This is a genomic window from Paenibacillus lautus (genome assembly GCF_050482385.1).
Taxonomy (GTDB): domain Bacteria; phylum Bacillota; class Bacilli; order Paenibacillales; family Paenibacillaceae; genus Paenibacillus_AQ; species Paenibacillus_AQ lautus_B.
Genome location: NZ_JBCNHV010000021.1, coordinates 1 through 18541, shown reverse-complemented (window position 1 = coordinate 18541; position 18541 = coordinate 1). Strand labels below are relative to the sequence as shown.

Annotated in this window: 10 protein-coding genes and 1 riboswitch; all 10 genes read left to right on the top strand. The window is 51.0% G+C overall.

Going from position 1 to position 18541, the window contains the following annotated elements:
• Positions 1 to 39 precede the first annotated feature (39 nt).
• The gene (locus ABEW73_RS24450) at positions 40 to 1737 is read left to right on the top strand and encodes an ABC transporter substrate-binding protein (protein ID WP_430173236.1); all 1698 of its coding nucleotides are present in this window, start codon (positions 40 to 42) and stop codon (positions 1735 to 1737) included.
• Between the two features lie 82 nt (positions 1738 to 1819).
• Positions 1820 to 2785 carry an ABC transporter permease gene (locus tag ABEW73_RS24445; RefSeq protein ID WP_430173238.1) on the top strand — a complete coding sequence of 322 codons (966 nt, stop codon included), beginning with the start codon at positions 1820 to 1822 and terminating at the stop codon, positions 2783 to 2785.
• A 2-nt stretch (positions 2786 to 2787) separates the two neighbouring features.
• Positions 2788 to 3747, top strand: a complete 960-nt coding sequence (locus ABEW73_RS24440) for a carbohydrate ABC transporter permease (RefSeq protein WP_430173239.1) — start codon at positions 2788 to 2790, stop codon at positions 3745 to 3747.
• Between the two features lie 57 nt (positions 3748 to 3804).
• Entirely contained in the window at positions 3805 to 8244 is a 4440-nt protein-coding gene (locus ABEW73_RS24435) for an endo-1,4-beta-xylanase (protein WP_430173241.1), read from the top strand.
• A gap of 273 nt (positions 8245 to 8517) precedes the next feature.
• Positions 8518 to 9525 (top strand): AAA family ATPase, encoded by a 1008-nt coding sequence (locus tag ABEW73_RS24430; protein WP_430173243.1) that lies wholly within the window; start codon positions 8518 to 8520, stop codon positions 9523 to 9525.
• Complete coding sequence (locus ABEW73_RS24425) at positions 9522 to 10838, top strand: DUF58 domain-containing protein (RefSeq protein WP_430173245.1); 1317 nt, start codon at positions 9522 to 9524, stop codon at positions 10836 to 10838. The genes ABEW73_RS24430 and ABEW73_RS24425 overlap by 4 nt, the downstream gene beginning before the upstream one ends.
• Positions 10810 to 13134 carry a transglutaminase domain-containing protein gene (locus tag ABEW73_RS24420; RefSeq protein WP_430173247.1) on the top strand — a complete coding sequence of 775 codons (2325 nt, stop codon included), beginning with the start codon at positions 10810 to 10812 and terminating at the stop codon, positions 13132 to 13134. The genes ABEW73_RS24425 and ABEW73_RS24420 overlap by 29 nt, the downstream gene beginning before the upstream one ends.
• Positions 13135 to 13212: 78 nt before the next feature.
• Positions 13213 to 14751 (top strand): glutamine-hydrolyzing GMP synthase, encoded by a 1539-nt coding sequence (gene guaA, locus ABEW73_RS24415; RefSeq protein ID WP_430173249.1) that lies wholly within the window; start codon positions 13213 to 13215, stop codon positions 14749 to 14751.
• Positions 14752 to 15005: 254 nt separating this feature from the next.
• Positions 15006 to 15944: an NADP-dependent oxidoreductase gene (locus ABEW73_RS24410; RefSeq protein ID WP_430173251.1), complete on the top strand. Its 939-nt coding sequence runs from the start codon at positions 15006 to 15008 to the stop codon at positions 15942 to 15944.
• A gap of 277 nt (positions 15945 to 16221) precedes the next feature.
• Positions 16222 to 16320: riboswitch (purine riboswitch) on the top strand.
• 212 nt (positions 16321 to 16532) lie between these two features.
• Positions 16533 to 17903, top strand: a complete 1371-nt coding sequence (locus ABEW73_RS24405) for an NCS2 family permease (protein WP_430173253.1) — start codon at positions 16533 to 16535, stop codon at positions 17901 to 17903.
• Positions 17904 to 18541: the final 638 nt, after the last annotated feature.

Sequence of the window (18541 nt, the reverse complement as noted above, 5' to 3'; positions counted from 1 at the left end):
CAACCAACGATGTAACCACATTATGACGGAGGTGCTTTTATGGGGGGAAAGACAAAATCATGGCTTCGGCTCAGCACGGTATTGCTGTTGTCGCTTAGCATCGTCCTTACGGGCTGCGGGGGCGGAAACGGGAGTAACGGGGCCAAGCCGGAACCAAAGGACTCCGCGGACCAAACAACACCCGGGACGGACGGGAACAAGGTCGAACCATTTGAGGTGAGCGTTTTTATTGGGGAGGCTGGACAGCAGCCGACACCGGATAACAAAATCTATAAGAAAATCAAGGATGAGCTCGGCGCCAGTTTTAACTTTGAGTTTCTGGCCGGCGATATCAATCAGAAACTGGGTGTCATGATTGCCGGCTCCGATTATCCGGACATGATGACAGGAAATACGAAGCTTACAGCGGCAGGCGCTTATATTCCGCTGGAAGATCTGATTGAAGAGCATGCTCCCAACTTGAAAAAGCATTATGAAGACTATTGGAACATGATGAAAGACCCGAATGACGGACATATCTATATTCTCCCGAACTATGGCGTGTTCAACGGCAAGCTGAACAGCACCTGGTATTCGGGACCGGCATTCTGGATTCAGAAGGCGGTGCTGGAGGAGTTCGGTTATCCGAAGGTAAAGACGCTGGACGCGTATTTCGATCTGATCGCCAAGTATAAAGAGAAATATCCGACCATTGACGGCAGCCCAACGATCGGGTTCGAGATCCTGAATTATGACTGGAGAAATTGGGGGCTGTTCAACGCGCCGCAGCATTTGATCGGACATCCGAACGATGGCGGCGTCGTGGTTAAGGATGGCACTGCCGAGGTGTTTGCCAACAAGGATTATGCCAAGCAGTACTACCAGAAGCTGAACGAGATGAATGCGCAGGGCCTGATTGATAAAGAGACCTTCGTGCAGAACTATGATCAGTATCTTGCCAAATTATCCAGCGGTACGGTGCTGGGGATGTTTGATCAGCACTGGAACTTCCAAAACGCCGAGAATTCCCTGATTACGCAGGGCAAGGATGAAAGAACGTATGTAGGCCTTCCGCTGGTCTACGACGAGAGCATCAAGGATCACTACCGCGACCGGGGGCCGCTGAACCTGAACAATGGCTTTGGCATCAGCGTGAATGCCAAGGATCCGGTCAAAATCTTGAAGCTGCTCGACGCCTTGATTATGGAGGATTGGCAGAAAGTATTGAGCTGGGGAATCGAAGGCGAGGATTACATCGTGAATGAGGAAGGCCGCTTTATGAAAACGCAGGAGCAGCGTGATGCGTTTACGGACGGGACCTGGAAATTGGCAAACAAAGCGGATGCCTTTTTCGGCTTCGCGCCGAAAATCGAAGGAAGCTTCAGTGACGGCAACGCCACGGATGCGGCGGCTCAGCCTGAGGAGTATAAAGCCGGCCTGAAGGAATACGACAAGAAGTTCCTGGAAGCTTACGGCTTTGACAGCTATGTGGACTTCTTCAGCGAGCCGCCGGAGAATGAGGTGGCTTACCCGGCATGGACCATCGATTTGGTTGAAGGATCCGACGCGAAGGTGGTCAATACGAAGCTGAATGACCTGTCTACCAAATACTTGCCGAAGGCCATCCTGGCTAAACCGGCTGATTTTGAATCGGCATGGAGCGAGTATACGGCCGAAATCGGAAAAATCAACATCAAAGCTTATGAAGATCGAATTAACGAACAGATCCAATGGAGAATCGACAATTGGAGCAAATAACCGGTTGAAGATCAGAGGGTGGAAGGCGAGCTATTGGCCTTCCACTTTCTAAAATTAAGGTTGGTGGGGAGAGCAGCTTGATATGGATGAGACCTTAGCGAAAAAAAGAGCCATGCGAAATCCCAAGAGGGGAAAGAAACAGCCCATCACATGGACCCTCATCAAAAATCAGAAGCAGCTGATCATGATGTCGGTCCCGTTGATGCTGTACATTATCCTGTTTGCCTACGTTCCCGTATGGGGCTGGACGATGGCTTTCCAGGATTACAAGCCGGCTAGGGACTTTGGGCAACAGACATGGGTGGGGCTTAAGCACTTCAAATTCCTGTTTACGGACGACAATTTCCTGCGCGTGTTGCGCAACACGGTAGGTATGAGTCTGATCAATCTTGTGCTTGGGTTTGTTACCGCCATTATTTTGGCGCTGCTGTTAAACGAAATCAAAAAAGTGTTTTGGAAACGAACCGTTCAGACCATTTCGTATTTGCCTCATTTTTTGTCCTGGATTATCGTAACGGGCATCGTGGCTACTTCGCTTGCCTCGGATGGGATCATCAATGATCTGTTGATGAAGCTGCAGATCATCCAGGAGCCAATTCTTTGGTTGAGCGAAGGCAAATATTTCTGGGGCATCGTCGGGGGCTCCCATGTTTGGAAAGAGGTGGGCTGGAACACGATTATCTACTTGGCAGCCATTGCTTCCATTGATCCGGCTCTCTACGAAGCCGCCGAAATTGACGGGGCCAGCCGCTATCGCAAGATGCTTCACGTTACGCTTCCGGGCATCAAAGCAACGATCGTGATTTTGCTGATTATGTCCATCGGACACATCCTTGAAGCCGGATTCGAAGTGCAGTATCTGCTTGGCAACGGGCTTGTGGTGGATTGGGCGGAGACGATCGATATCTTCGTACTGAAGTATGGAATTGCGCAAGGGAACTACTCGATGGCAACGGCCGGCGGGATATTTAAGACAGTTGTCAGCGTCACCATGCTGCTGCTTGCCAACTGGACCGCGAAGCGGCTTGGGGAAGAGAGGTTGTTATAGACATGGGAAATCAGCAGCTCAGCCCGCAAAATGCGGCAAACGCTCCCGTGAAGAAAGATATCGTAAGAACGCGCGTAGAGCCGGCTCTGTTTAATACGTTTAACACTGTATTTATGATCTTCCTCGTGATCGTGACGCTGTACCCGTTTCTGAACACGATTGCGGTGTCGTTCAATGCGGGGAACGATACGATCCGCGGCGGAATTTACTTGCTCCCGAGAGAGTGGACGCTGCAAAATTACAAGGCCGTATTCGCTTCTGGAACGATTTATAACGCATTCTGGATCACGGTCGCTAGAACCGTGCTCTCCACCGTATTGAATATCTTTCTGACGACGATGCTGGCCTACACGTTAAGCCGGCGCGAATACGCGTTCCGCAAGCCGATTACGCTTGTATTTGTATTGACGATGTACTTTAATGCCGGTTTGATTCCGGGTTATTTCCTGATCAAGGATTTGAATTTGCTGAACAGCTTCTGGGTATACATCCTGCCGTCTATGGTAAGTGCCTTTAACCTGATCGTGATCCGAACCTATATCGGCACGCTACCTGAAAGCCTGGTCGAATCCGCAAGAATCGACGGCGCAGGAGACTTCAAAATCTTTATGCAGATCATCTTCCCGCTGTGCAAGCCGGTGCTTGCCACGATCGCGCTGTTTGTAGCGGTAGGTGCATGGAATACATGGTTCGACGCGTTCCTGTATACTTCGTCCACGCAGAAGCTGAGCACGCTGCAGTATGAGCTCATGAAGTTGCTGTCGTCCAGCATGAATTCCAACAGCAATCCGAATGTCGCCGCGGGCGCAGGCATGACCCAGGATTCTGCCGCCGCCATGGTAACGCCGTTGTCCATACGGGCGGCTGTTACGGTCGTAGCTTCCGTTCCCATTCTGGTGGTGTATCCGTTTCTGCAGAAATATTTCGTAGTCGGATTGAACGTGGGCAGCGTCAAAGAGTAACCAAGGTTTCGCTAAATGACAGACTATATATGCAACGAATGAGGAGGCAAGCATTCCGTGTCTAAGAGAAATATCTTTAGGAAGATCAGCCTGATGCTGATCGCGTCCATGCTGCTCATTCCGTCCGGCTTCAGTGCGGCGGCAGCCGAACCGGTATATACTCCCGTTGATCAGGATATCGTGATTCATCATCATTTTGACGGCGGGACGGAGGGGTGGTTTAAGCGGGGAACGGAGACGGTGACCTCCGCTACCTATGCCTATGAAGGGACAGGGAGTTTGTTGACGGAGGGAAGGACGGCGAACTGGAACGGACCGGGGTTTAATTTAGCCGCGACGAATCGGCTGGACAAGGGAGCTACCTATGAAATTTCCGCATATGTCCATTTGAAGGAGGGCACCCAAGGGACTCAGAAGCTTCAGCTTGCCATGCAGCAAACCGGAGCGGAGCCGGAATACGTGAACTTTAGCAGCCCGGTCGATGTAACCGCCGACGGGTGGGTAGAGGTGAAAGGCCATTATAAATACGATGCTAATGCTACGGCCTTGCAGGTTTATTTGCAGAGTCCGAGCAGTCCGGACGCTGCTTATTATATGGACGAATTCAAGGTCCGGTTGATTGAGCCGGCACCAGACCCGGGCAACGAGATACCGGGGGGAGAGAATTCGGTCGTATGGGATTTTGAAGACGGAACGACGATGGATTGGGGACCTCGTGATTCGGAGAAAGTCGAGGCTGTGCAAGGCATAGCCCATAGCGGCGGCTACAGCCTAAAGGTCCGTGATCGGACGAACAACTGGAACGGGCCTAGCCGCGACGTTAAAGATATCATGATTCGTCATAAAACGTATACGATCTCAGCCTATGCCAGGCTTGAGCAGGCCCCTGTCGCTCCGGTCAAAATATCGCTTTCGATGGAGAACAAAGCGGCAGGCGCAGCGGACACATCCTATACGACCCTCGCCTCTGCCTCGGCGAGCGGCACGGAGTGGGTGGAACTGAAAGGGACCTTCGGCTTCAGCTCGGATATGGAAACATTGAAGCTGTATGTGGAAACCTCGGATCTGACCAATTTCTATGTCGATGACATTAAGCTCGCCCTACCCGGCTCCATTCAGAAAGATATTCCGGCACTGAAGGATGTGTATCAGAATTATTTCGAGATCGGGGCAGCCGTGGAACCCAAGCATCTGTCCGGCGTACACAAGGAGCTTCTGGATTATCATTATAATTCACTAGTTGCCGAGAACGTAATGAAACCGGAATCGGTCAGTCCGAGAGAAGGAACCTATAACTTTACCAACGCGGATTTGATTAGGGACTATGCCAGGGATCACGGCATGAATCTTCGATTCCATACGCTGCTGTGGCATCAGCAAGGAGCCGAATGGATGCTGAAGGATGATCAGGGAAATTATTTCGAAGCCACACCGGAGAATAAAGCGCTCGTCCTTCAACGGCTGGAAGCTTACATTCATGAAGTGGCCGGCCGTTACAAGGATGACGCCCGGGATTGGGACGTCGTGAATGAGGTCATTGACGAAGGACGTCCGGACGGCATGCGGGACAGCCAGTGGTACCGGATGACGGGGCTGGATTATATTCGTACGGCATTTCATGCGGCCCGTGATGCAGCCGGTCCCGAGGCCAAGCTGTACATCAACGATTTCAGCACGCACAATCCGAAGAAACGTGATTACCTGCTGAAGCTTGTGAAGCAGTTGAAGGCGGAGGGCGTTCCGATCGATGGTGTGGGCCATCAAACGCACATCAATATCAGCGGACCATCCATTCAGCAAATTTCGGATTCCATCCGGATGTTCGGCGAGGCGGGCTTTGACAATCAGCTTACCGAGCTGGACGTTTCGGTGTATACGAACAATACCGACGTGTATCAGACCGTCCCTCAGGAATTGCTCGACAAGCAAGGCTACCGATACAAAGAGCTGTTTGAAGAGCTGAAGCGGCTGGACCAAATGGGCGTTGATGCAGGCGTGGAGGGAGGCTGGATCAGCAATGTCACCCTTTGGGGGATTGCAGACGACCATACCTGGCTGCATGATCGTCCCGCGGGGACGGGACGCCAAGATGCCCCGTTTCCTTTTGACAAGCAATATCAGGCCAAACCTGCTTATTGGGGAATGGTCGATCCTTCCCGATTAACGATCGTGAGAAAGACCGGAACGGCTATTGAAGGTACGGCGGTCATCGACGGACAACCGGATTTTGCATGGAATCTGGTTCCGGCACTTAAGACGGAGCAGTTGGGATCGTTATCTGCTGAATTTAAGACATTATGGGACAAGGAGCATATGTATGTCAGGGTTGACGTGAAGGATGGATCGATATCTCCGGGAGATCAGGTTGACATCTTCGTGGTGGTGAACGGTACCCTGCAAAAAGCCCGGCTTCAGCGTGGAGCCGCCAACACGGCAGAGACCGCGGGAGGTTACGCAGGGGAGGCCCTTCTCCAGCTTAACGGAGCAGGGGCATTGGGCGGCGACATTTATTTTGATATCAGAGTGACGGATTCCGGTACGGATGACGGTTCCGAGCATGGCAAGAATGGGGCGATGGTATCGTGGAGCGATCCAAGGCATGCCCAGGAGAGCGATCAGAACGGACTCGGCATTCTTACGCTCGCTGCCGCGCCGAAATCGGCCCAGGCCCGCTATGGCACCCCGACGGTTGACGGCGAGCTCGACGGAATCTGGAAGGACGCCGGGGAACTGGCAACCGACGTGTGGGTCGAGGGTAACAGCGGCGCGAACGCTAAATTCCGAACGCTATGGGATGAGAATCACCTGTACGTTTATGCTGTCATTAGCGACAGCTTGTTATCGGATGCGAGTTCCAACGTATGGGAGCAGGATTCGGTAGAGATTTTTGTGGATCAGAATAATGGAAAGATGGATATTTACCAAGAAGATGATGGACAGTACCGGATGAACTTCAACAATGTGCGTTCCTTCGGCGGTCATGCGGGCGAGAATAATTTCACATCTGCAGCGAAGGCGATCGACGGCGGGTATGTCGTTGAAGCAGCGATCCGCCTGGATAAGATCAAACCTGAGAAAGGGACGGTGATCGGGTTCGATTTTCAGGTGAACAACGATGAAGACGGCCAAGGTACAAGAGACAGCGTGGCCATATGGTCGGATCCGACCGGTCAATCCTATCAGAACACGACCAGATTCGGCGTGCTGGAATTTACGAAGAGCTCCGCTCCCGGCGGAGGAGATGGAAACGGCGGAGAAGAACAAAATGGGGGCGGTAACGGAGGAAGCGGCGGAACTGCGGGCGGTGGCGGAAGCAGTACGAGTCCAGCTCTAAGCAGGCCTTCTCTGGATATCCGGAACCAGAACGGCCGGATCACGGTTGGAGTCTCAAGCCGAATGCTTCAGCAGGCATTGGAAAGGGCAGTGGCTGGAACAGACGGAACGAAGCGGACGCTTGTAGATGTTCCGGCGCAGAAAGGGGCCCAGTCCTATGATATTCAGCTGCCGGGTAAGTGGCTGCTGGGGAATCCGCAGGCAGTTCTCATAGTCCAAACGGAGTTTGGTACGCTGGAAATGCCAAGTTTGTTGATTCAGGGGACCGGTGTAACAGATACGGAAACCGTTACGCTTCGTCTAGCGAAAGCGTCAGGCGGCAACATGGATGCAGCTCTTCATGAGCGGATTGGCAATCGTCCCGCATTTCATGTGGAAATACTTGCCGGTGAGCGGGCTTTGTCCTGGAAACAGGGCAAGCATCGTCTCATTTGGTCGGTGCCTTATTCCCCTACCAAGGAAGAGCTTGCACAACTGAACCATATCGTTGTTTGGAATATCGACTCTAACGGACGACGCGGGGTTCCGCTTTCCAACAGCCGGTATAATTCCGCAGATGGTATCGTACGTGCTTCATTGCCGCAGGGCGGCACGTTTGCTGTTGTCTCAGCGTTCAAGACTTTTCATGACCTGAAGCATGTGTCTTGGGCGATCAATGCGATCGAAACGATGGCATCCCGCGGGATTATTCAAGGGGAGACCGAAACGAGATTCAATCCGTTGAACTCGATTACTCGAGCCGAATTCCTCGTTATGCTCGTACGTGTGTTGGAGCTGGAGGGTTCAGGCGAAGGCCGAGCAGCATTCGGAGATGTTTCGTCTTCGGCATATTATTACGAAGACGTGCAGATCGCGGCAGAGCTTGGGCTGGTTCAAGGTGTCGGAGGAAACCGTTTCTTGCCGGACACGCCAATGAAACGCCAGGACATGATGGTGATGACGCAGCGTGCTCTGGAGGCAGCCGGTAAAAAGCTGAAAGGACAGGGGGCACTGGATTCTTTTGCTGATGGGGATCAGGTTGCCGAGTATGCCAAGTCGAGTGCGGCGCTGCTTGCAGGTTCGGGCATCGTGAGCGGCATGAACGGCAGCATTGCGCCTAAGGCGTACTTTACGCGTGCTCAGGCTGCGGTGATCCTTGACCGGATTTGGAATTGGAATGATTAAGGCTGTGAATCGTTAATAGGGTGATCGGACGAGAACGATGAAAGCCAGCATGTAAGTAGGATGAGTCGGAGGCCAGCCGTGAGTAACGGGCTGGCCTTTTTCGTGTAGATGCCGATTAGGCCAGGCGGACCGTACGCTATACATCCTGCTGGAAGGGCCAATCCTTTTCTAGCAAATGACGTCTATCTTCTTGCTTTCTTGGAAAACCTATTCATAGATTCAAGATTCCGAGTTACCGCTATCTAATAATCTATGAATATAGGTTGGGGGTTGATGTTCTTGTTTAGTTCATCCGTTCATGCTGAAGAAGCCAATCATCCGGAGTGGGCACCTGAGCTTTTGGGGAGGGTTACCAAACGCATCGGGAGTGTCATTGTAGGACATGAAGAGCAAATCTCGTTAACGATGATTGCCTTGCTGGCCGGAGGTCATGTGCTGCTGGAGGACGTGCCAGGAGTCGGGAAGACCATGCTGGTGAAGTCGGTGGCTGCGTTAATTGGCTGTGATTTCAGCCGCATCCAGTTTACATATGATTTGATGCCAGGGGACATTACTGGGGCATCGGTCTATTATCCGCACACAGGGGAATTTGTATTTAGGCCCGGACCCGTGATGTCCAATATTGTGCTGGCCGATGAAATTAACCGGGCATCGCCACGGGCACAATCCGCGCTGCTGGAGGCGATGGAAGAGGGGCGCGTCACCGTGGACGGCCATACGTATCCGCTGCCTGCCCCGTTCTTCCTACTGGCAACGCAAAATCCCTATGAATATGAAGGAACAAGCCGTCTGCCGGAGGCGCAGTTGGATCGCTTTCTGATGAGATTATCGCTGGGCTATCCCAACATGGAAGGTGAATTGGAGCTGCTGGAGCGGGGGATGGGCAGTTCTAGACTGGATGATCTGAAGCCGCTCATGATGGGCTCCGAGCTCATCCGGATGCAGCAGATGGTTTCCCGTATATTCGTGGATGACACCATAAAACGTTACATGGTCAGTGTGGCTGATGCTTCCCGAAAACAGCAGGGGTTGACCCTTGGGATTAGTCCGAGAGGGACATTGGCGTGGCTTCGCGCTTCACAGGCGGCTGCATTTTTGACAGGACGAATGTATGTCATCCCGGATGACTGCCTGCGTGTTGCCGTACCGGTGCTGACCCACCGGATTCATCTGTCTCATGAGGCACGTGCCGCCGGCGTAACTCCTTATGAAATGGTGGAGTCCATCATTACGAGGTTTGATCTGCCGCGCCAGCGAAGCCGCAAGGGAAATCCGTCATGAGACGCCGTCTGCTGGAATGGTCGAGAGGAGCGGCTATCTGGTCCGTTTCGTTGGGCCTTTATGTTTGGTTAGGCGGGGAATCACTGCGGCTTGTATGGTGGGCATCCACGATTCTATTGCTTGGCGGGGCTTTGACAAGCTTGTTGGGCCCAAACCGAATCACCATATTACATACAAGCTTTCCTTCGTGCATACAGGCGGGAGATTCTGCTCAGATGACGGTTCAAGTAACCTATCGTTCCCTTCTGCCCGTCCCATGGCTTATCATAACCGACCGGATCGGCAGCAGGGAGCATCGCAAGCTGCTGTTCCCGGGCATGAAGCGAAGGCTCGAGTATACCTACAGACTGAACCAGGTTCCCCGCGGAGTCTGGTCTTCGATCTATAGCGAGGTGGAATGGGGCGATATGTTCGGCTGGTTTAGGACAAGCCGGAGTGTCCAAAGCGATACGGGAGGCATGATCGTGCTGCCAAGGCCCGCCGCGTGGCCGGAGGCCCAGGTGCCCATGCATGGAAGCGATATGGACCTGGAAGATGAACGGGTACGCTTCAAGGTATGGAATGAAATGAGAGGATCGGGCGTGCGCGACTATGTTCCCGGTGATCCTATGAACCGGATTCATTGGAAGAATTCTGCGAAGCTTGGACGCCTGCAATCCTTCATGCCGCATGAGGGCTATGGATCGAGGCAGGGGGTTGTGCTGGATACATCGCTCCAAGGGTATGCTGGTCTTGGCGCCTTAAAACCGGAGGATGCATTTGAAGACGCGGTATCTGCAGCAGCAGGATTTGTATCCCGGCTCATCCGCTATAAAGTTCCCTATCAACTATGTATGGATGGGGATGGGATGGAGGATCGGCGGATCGAATACAAGGGTGTGTTCAAGGCGCAGCAGGATACGTTAGTACCGTTTGCCTCCGTCCAGCTAACCGGGAAGGATCCTGTACCGAACCGAAGTTTCGAGAAGTCTCTTTCTCCCTCACAAAAGAATACAGATTGGGCGATTATCACAGGCGTTTTTCATCAGGGAGCGGCTCTTGCAGCGATCAACCTGCTGAATGCAGGAAGCAGAAAGGTTACCATCTTCTGCACGCAAAGTGTAAAGGGGTTGAAACCAGCTGGAAATTCAAGCTCATGGGTTAGTCCAAATAGTCCAAATAGTCCAATGGAGAATCAGGCGCAGCCGGAGTGGGCACGAGAGTTCTTCAGCAAAGGCGGGAGACTGGTTTATTTGCATGAACAGCCGACAGATGGGAAGCCAATGCAGATAGGAGGTGCCGGCCATGATCGAACCGGGAAGCTCGCCCGTTAGGGATCGAGGCCATCGGAAGACCGGTATTTCCGGAGCCTGGAGTGTACCCCATATTTTGGTCTCCCGATTGTCGCACGGAACGCTTCTTCATCGCATATTGATTACTCTGCCGGTTATGGGACTGCTGTCAGAGTGGCTCTTGCCGCTTCGGGATGCAGGGGACATGGGCGGTCATCTTATGCTGCAGACCTTATTCATCTGGGCCATGTTCTTGCTGCTCCAAGGGTTGTTTACGCTGCGGAGCTGGGTGTGGCTGCCGCTGAACGCCGTTCTGGTGGTCTGGCTGTGTGCCCGATTGTTTGAAAATAGCGATCCGCTGGCATGGTTATCCGATTATGCTTCGGCTATACTCCCGGGTGACGTTTCGATATTCGGAAATATGTGGGAATTTACTGCCTTAAGCCAGGAGACGAGAACGATCATCCTGCTTGTCGGCTGGGCTATTATGGTATCCGCTGTCCATATGCTGGCCTTGTATCGCCGAACCGTGTGGTTGTTTGGCGGTTCGACGCTGGTTTATTTAGCAGTGCTCGAATCCGCCATGGAGGAGAGCATATACCGTCATATGCTGCGGGCTGTATTGTATATTTTGCTGGCCCAGGGCATGATGCTGATTCTTAAGCTGAAGCAGGAAACCGTCGAGGGAACCCCTAGGGGAGCGGACATCCCTGAGCCTGTGCGATCCGGCCGCTTGTCCGGGCTGCCTGTGCTTCGCTGGAGTCTGGTGGTGGTACTTGCTTCCTGTCTAATCGCCGGAATGACCCGAGTGGGAGGAGCTTTTAGCGAGCCTTCGGCAGGTGTGGGATTAACAGTATCCGAATTAGCGGAACGTCTGACGGGATGGGGGGATAGGCTCCTGGGGAATGCGGAACCGTCGATTCCTGCCTCTCAGGTTGCCGGATACACTTCCCAGGGAAAAGATTTGGGAGGTCCGCTGACGCTGAGCGATGCGATGTATTTTACCGCGCAATCGCCTGAACCGACTTATTGGCGGGGGGACACGTATAACTGGTATGATGGACGGAAGTGGGATGCAGATCCTTCCATCCGCAAGCCCGTCAAACGATCCGAAGACCTGAGCGGCATTCTGCCGTATTGGGAGCGTCCTTCTGGAGAGACGATTGTGCAGTCGCTGACTTTTGAACAAGATACCCCCATTCAGACCGTGCTGTCCGGAGGCATTATTACCCGCGTGAAGGAGATACATTTCTCCAAAGAGAGAGGTACACCGAGGCTTGCCGTTGACAGGCTGTCCGAAACGGTATCCTTGCAAGGCGAGAGGGCGGTATCCGGTTATACCATAGAAACGCTATATAGTCAGCCTGAGGAGCAAGAGCTCCTCAGGGCTAATGACAACGATCCCGAATATATGAAGGAGATATACCTGCAGCTTCCTGAGGAGCTGCCCCTCAGGGTGAGGGATTTAGCGCAGAAGATCACATTGGACGCTGTGAACAGGTATGAAAAGGCGGTAGCTATCGAATCCTATTTGGAGCAGAACTATACGTATACGCTGCAAACATCCGTGCCACCGGAGGGCCGGGATTTTACGGAACATTTTTTGTTTGATACGAAGGAAGGGTACTGCGTTCATTTTGCTACGGCGATGACCGTCCTGCTCCGATCCGATGGCATTCCCGCACGCTATGTGACGGGATTTGCACCGGGTGAGCGGGTGGCAGGTACGGTTGACCGTTATGAGGTGGCACAAAAGAATGCACATGCATGGGTTGAGGTTTTTTTCCCGGGACAAGGCTGGGTGATGTTTGATCCGACCCCAGGCTTTGGCATCGAGCAGATGTCCACCCCTCCGATTGCCGGTGATTCCGGTTCTGCCGGGCTTAAGTACTGGAACAGCATGTGGAATTCCATGCTTTACGGCGTCGTTAAAGTACTCTTTCTGATAGCCGCCATCGGTCCTGTGATGTTTGGGGGCGTTCTACTATTGATTCTTCCCATCCTGGTGGCAGTTGTTTATCAAATGCCGACCGTGCGCCAAAACTTGGCCTTCATGAGGATGGCCAGAACGATAGCGATAAGCAGGCGGGAGGGGCTCGTATCGGCCTCGGTGTGGGTTTGGGACAAGCTCCAGCGAAGGTTTGGAGATGTGGAAAGAGGGCAGACCATGCGTCAATACGTCAATGCTTTGTCGATTGCCGATGCCGAATTCAGGGCGGAGCTGGAGCAGTTTGCGCAGCGCTGGGAGCGGGCGGCATACCATAATAAACCTTGGTCCCGTACCGAAAAAGTTCTCTTTTTACGCCAATGTATTCGAATTGTCAAAAAACTGGCATGAAAACAAAGGGCCCTCTTTCTTGACGGTATGAATTCGGGTTGCGTATAATTAATTTCATTAATCAAGGGAGGCCCGGTAATGAATAAGCCTAATGAAATCATCGTCGTTTTGGACTTCGGTGGACAGTACAACCAACTTATAGCACGACGAATTCGCGATCTTGGCGTTTATAGTGAGCTTCTGCCATACAATACGCCCGCTGAGAAAATCAAAGAACTTTCCCCGCGCGGCATTGTGTTCTCAGGAGGTCCTTCCAGCGTGTATTCCGAGAATGCACCGCATGTGGACCCAACGATTTATGATCTGGGACTGCCGATTTTCGGTATTTGCTACGGCATGCAGCTGATGGCTCAACAGCTGGACGGAAAAGTAGAACGTGCTTCGAAGCGTGAATACGGTAAGGCTGAATTGGAATTTGCTCCGAACTCGACGCTTGTCAAAGGGATTGAGCAAAAACAAACCGTATGGATGAGTCATGGTGATCATGTGGTATCGCTGCCTACCGGCTTTAAGCTGGATGCAGGAACGGAATCCGCTCCGATTGCTGCGATGAGTAACGAGGATAAGAAGCTGTACGGCGTGCAGTTCCATCCGGAAGTTCGTCACTCCGTCCATGGTAACGAAATGATCAAGAATTTCTTGTACGAAGTGTGCGGTTGCGAAGGCAACTGGAGCATGGAGACTTTTATCGAGGACCAGGTTCGCGAAATCCGTGAAGTCGTCGGCGAGCAAAAAGTGCTGTGCGCACTGAGCGGCGGCGTTGATTCCTCCGTTGTGGCTATGCTGATTCACAAGGCCATCGGCGATCAGCTGACATGCATGTTCATCGATCATGGACTGCTGCGCAAAGGCGAGGCTGAGAGTGTTATGGAAACCTTCGTCGGCAAGTTTGATATGAAGGTCGTTAAGATTGACGCTCAGGAACGCTTCTTGTCCAAGCTGAAAGGCGTAGACGATCCGGAGAAAAAACGGAAAATCATCGGCAACGAGTTCATCTACGTATTCGATGAGGAGTCCAGCAAGTTTGATGATTTTGCATTTTTGGCTCAAGGCACGCTGTATACTGATATCGTTGAGAGCGGTACAGACACGGCGCATACGATCAAATCCCACCACAATGTTGGCGGGCTGCCTGAAGACATGAAATTCACGCTGATCGAGCCGTTGAAAGCTCTCTTTAAGGATGAGGTTCGTAAAGTCGGCGAAGAGCTGGGCTTACCGGATGAGATCGTTCACCGTCAGCCTTTCCCTGGCCCGGGTCTTGCGATTCGCGTACTGGGTGAAGTAACGGAGGACAAGCTGCAAATCGTTCGTGATTCCGACTACATCCTGCGCGAAGAGATCGCGAAAGCGGGACTGGATCGCGAGATCTGGCAATATTTCACGGCGCTTCCGAACATGAAGAGTGTCGGCGTAATGGGTGATGCACGTACGTATTCCTACACGGTAGGTATCCGTGCCGTAACCTCCATTGACGGCATGACAGCGGACTGGGCGCGTATCCCATGGGATATTCTTGAGAAGATCTCCGTACGGATCGTGAACGAAGTCGAGAACGTCAACCGTATCGTGTATGATGTGACGTCCAAACCGCCAGCAACGATTGAGTGGGAATAGTTTTTATACTGCTGTACTAGACCAAAAAGCCTTCAAATCCACATCTGTGGGATTGAAGGCTTTTTTATGTGTGTTTGTACCACACGAACTTTTTCCTGTAATCAATGGACGGATAGATGCCCATGGTTTTATTGTATGCATCTTTTGTGTAATAAGATCAATAATACGTTAAGGTGCGAAAGTTAGGTGCGAGCGTTTAGGAGGTTGAACCAAGTCCTAAAAGGAAGTTGAACCAAGACCGAGGAGGGAAAATAATGAAAGCTATCGTCATCGATCATTACGGGGGCAAGGAGGAACTACAGGAAAGAGAAGTACCTACCCCTACACCACAAGCGCATCAGGTCCTAGTTAAAGTGGCCGCCACCTCGATAAATCCAATTGACTGGAAGCTCCGTGAAGGCTATTTAAAACAAATGATGGATTGGGAGTTTCCGATTATTTTAGGTTGGGATGTTGCCGGGACAATTTCAGAAATTGGGCACGAGGTAACGAATTGGAAAGTGGGAGACGAAGTATTTGCCCGTCCGGAAACGACTCGTTTTGGCACTTATGCCGAATATACTTTGGTGGATGATCATCTGCTGGCGCGTAAGCCTGCTGCTATCTCATGGGAGGAAGCCGCATCCGTTCCGCTCGCAGGCCTGACTGCTTGGCAGGCGCTTTTTACACATGGTGAACTGACCAAAGGAGAGAAGGTATTGATCCACGCAGGCGCAGGCGGTGTTGGGATGTTCGCTATCCAGTTTGCCAAACAAGCGGGAGCCTACGTTATTACGACCGCCAGTGAGCGTAATCATGAACTGCTGGCCTCACTCGGAGCTAATCAGATAATTGACTATCGCACGACCCCATTTCAAGATGTATTATCGGATGTGGATGTTGTGTTCGATACGATGGGCGGTGACGTTCAGAAGAACAGCTTTAAAGTGTTGAAAAAACACACCGGGAGAATCATATCGATTGTCAGCGATTTTGATGAAGAGCTGGTAAGAGAATACGACGTAACCGCCAAAAATATATGGCTGGATCCCAATGGTCAGCAGCTTCAAGAAATAGCCGACCTGTTGGAGCAAAAAAAAGTAAGAGCAGTAGTGGGAGCTACGTTTCCTTTTTCGCAAAAAGGGCTCTACGATGCTCACGCATTAAGTGAGACCCACCATGCCGTCGGTAAAATAGCAATAAGTTTCTCCTAAGGAGCACACGATCCCGATTTCTCCCTGCGTGGGAAACAATTCGGTTTCGACCGCTACTGCTACTATCGAGTGAAACACCTCCCGAACGGATTTCAGTGTCATGTGCGCATTATTCTATGATGTATTTTGTCGTATGTAGTTCAGTTGTACTAGAATCAATAGGTGGTGGAGCATCAATTTCCGAACATTTCTTTAAATTGACAAGCATAATATTCGCTTTTGTTATTGACAAGGTTGGGCTTCTCGTCCTAGAATATGTGTAGAAACTGACATGACAACTACAAATAACGAGCTTTTTCGTATAATCCTGGGAATGGGCCCGGGAGTCTCTACAGGTCACCGTAATGATCTCGCTACGAAAAGAAGAGCGGCAATATAATGATGCGGACTCGTCCAGCATTCGAGATATCGGCCTGTTTTTGGAGCGGCGCTCCATAAAGCAGCAGTCGGTTGTTCGATAAGGATGCTGCCTGGCAGCATACGAATGATTGTTTTGCGGCTCTTTTTTCAAGCGATGGCCCTGGGGATTTATCCTTAGGGTCTTTTTGTATGTTGTCGGTCATTAATTTTAAGGGGGATATCTCTACAATGGAGCGTTTCTTTAAACTAAAGGAACACGGAACAAATGTAAGAACCGAGATTATCGCAGGCTTAACGACATTTATGACCATGGCTTACATCCTGCTGGTCAACAATCTGTTCCTGGGTCCTGATGGCGCAGGTATTCCGCAGGAAGGCGTATTTTTCGCTACTGCAGTAGGTGCCGGCCTTGTGACGATGGCGATGGGCTTCTTCGTTAACATTCCGGTTGCGTTGGCACCAGGTATGGGTTTGAACGCATATTTCATGACAGTTGTATTAAGCTCGAACGGAGCGATTACTTGGCAGGCCGCACTCGGTGCAGTATTCATCTCCGGTATTGTCTTTATTATTCTTACGGTTACCAAAGTCCGCCAAATGCTGCTGACTGCGGTTCCAAACAATTTAAAGATTGCCATTACGGTCGGTATCGGCTTGTTCATTACCATTGTTGGTCTTAAGCTGGGCAACATCGTGACGGCTTCCATTAACCCAGGAACGGATATTACACATCCGGTACCAGGCGGTGCCTTCAATCTTGGTCTTGGGAATTTCATTCAGAACAAAGATACGCTGCTTGCGATAATCGGGTTGTTCCTGATCGCCATCCTGATGGTTCTCAGATTGAAGGGCGCTTTGCTTATCGGTATCGTGTTGACGACGCTGATTGGTATTCCAATGGGAGTAACCGATTTGTCAGGTCTTAGCACTGCAAGCTGGATTCCTTCATTTGATAATCTGGCTGTCGGTCAGATGGACTTGAAGGGCGCTCTGGGCATGGGTCTTCTAGAAGTTATTTTCATCTTTACATTCGTTGAACTGTTCGATACGTTCGGTACACTGGTTGGTACCGCAGGCCGTGCGGGACTCCTGAAGAACAAAGAGGAAGGCGAGAAGAAGCTTGGTAAAGCGATGCTCGTGGATGCCGGCGGCGTAAGCGCGGGCGCATTCCTTGGAACAAGTACAATCACTGCTTTCGTAGAAAGTACCTCCGGTGTTGCAGAAGGTGGACGTACAGGTTTGACTGCGGTTACTACAGGCGTACTCTTTATTCTGGCATTGTTCTTGGCTCCGATTGCTCTGGTTGTTCCTTCGGCTGCTACAGCTCCAGCGCTTGTCATTGTCGGTGTACTGATGATGAACCAGGTACGCGATATCGAGTGGGATGACTTCATGCAGGCATTCCCGGCATTCTTGACCATCATCATGATGCCTTTTACTGGCGGTATCGCTAACGGTATCTCTGCTGGTATTATTGCCTACGTGCTCCTTGCGGTATTCGGAAAATTGACTGGACGTACAGACACCAAGGTGCATTGGCTAATGTGGATCCTGTTTGTGATCATCTTGATCCGGTACGCTTTCCTCGGTGCCGAATAGTTTCGGAATTCTATTCTAATGAACAAATAAAGCGAAGGCTCCGGGTTATCTATTCGGGGCTTTCGCTTTTTTTCGTCTGCAAATGTTTCTTAACTAAGATAACAGGGCTTTGGGAAGCTAAGGGTTAAGTTGTCATATGATTATAGAAATGTTCAGTCACGGAATAGACATGTCATCAGGTGCTGGAGCGAAAAACATCGGGTACAGTTCTTTTCTATAATATTATGGGACTGTAATTGGTATCTGCTCATTATGAACACATGTGAATATCCGATAAGAATCTGGTTTTTATTGTGGGAGTGTTACAGCCTATACTATATTCAGCGGTCTTTATATTAGATAGAGAGTAATTCTATGAAAAAAACTTTTAAAAAAGACTTGTATTCTAGTTCTGCACATGGTATATTATATTTCCGGCCAAGAAATACGGTCGAAACAAACGCTTGGGTCAACAAGCCAAAATGAATTTGAAAAACAAATTCAAAAAAAGCTTGCAATGATCGAGCCGGTGTGATAAGATATAAGAGTTGCTAACGAGATAAATTGTTGGTGACAAACGAAGAAGTTGATCTTTGAAAACTGAACAACGAGTGAGTAAAACGGACCACTTCGGTGGAACGTTGAAATAGAGAATTGAA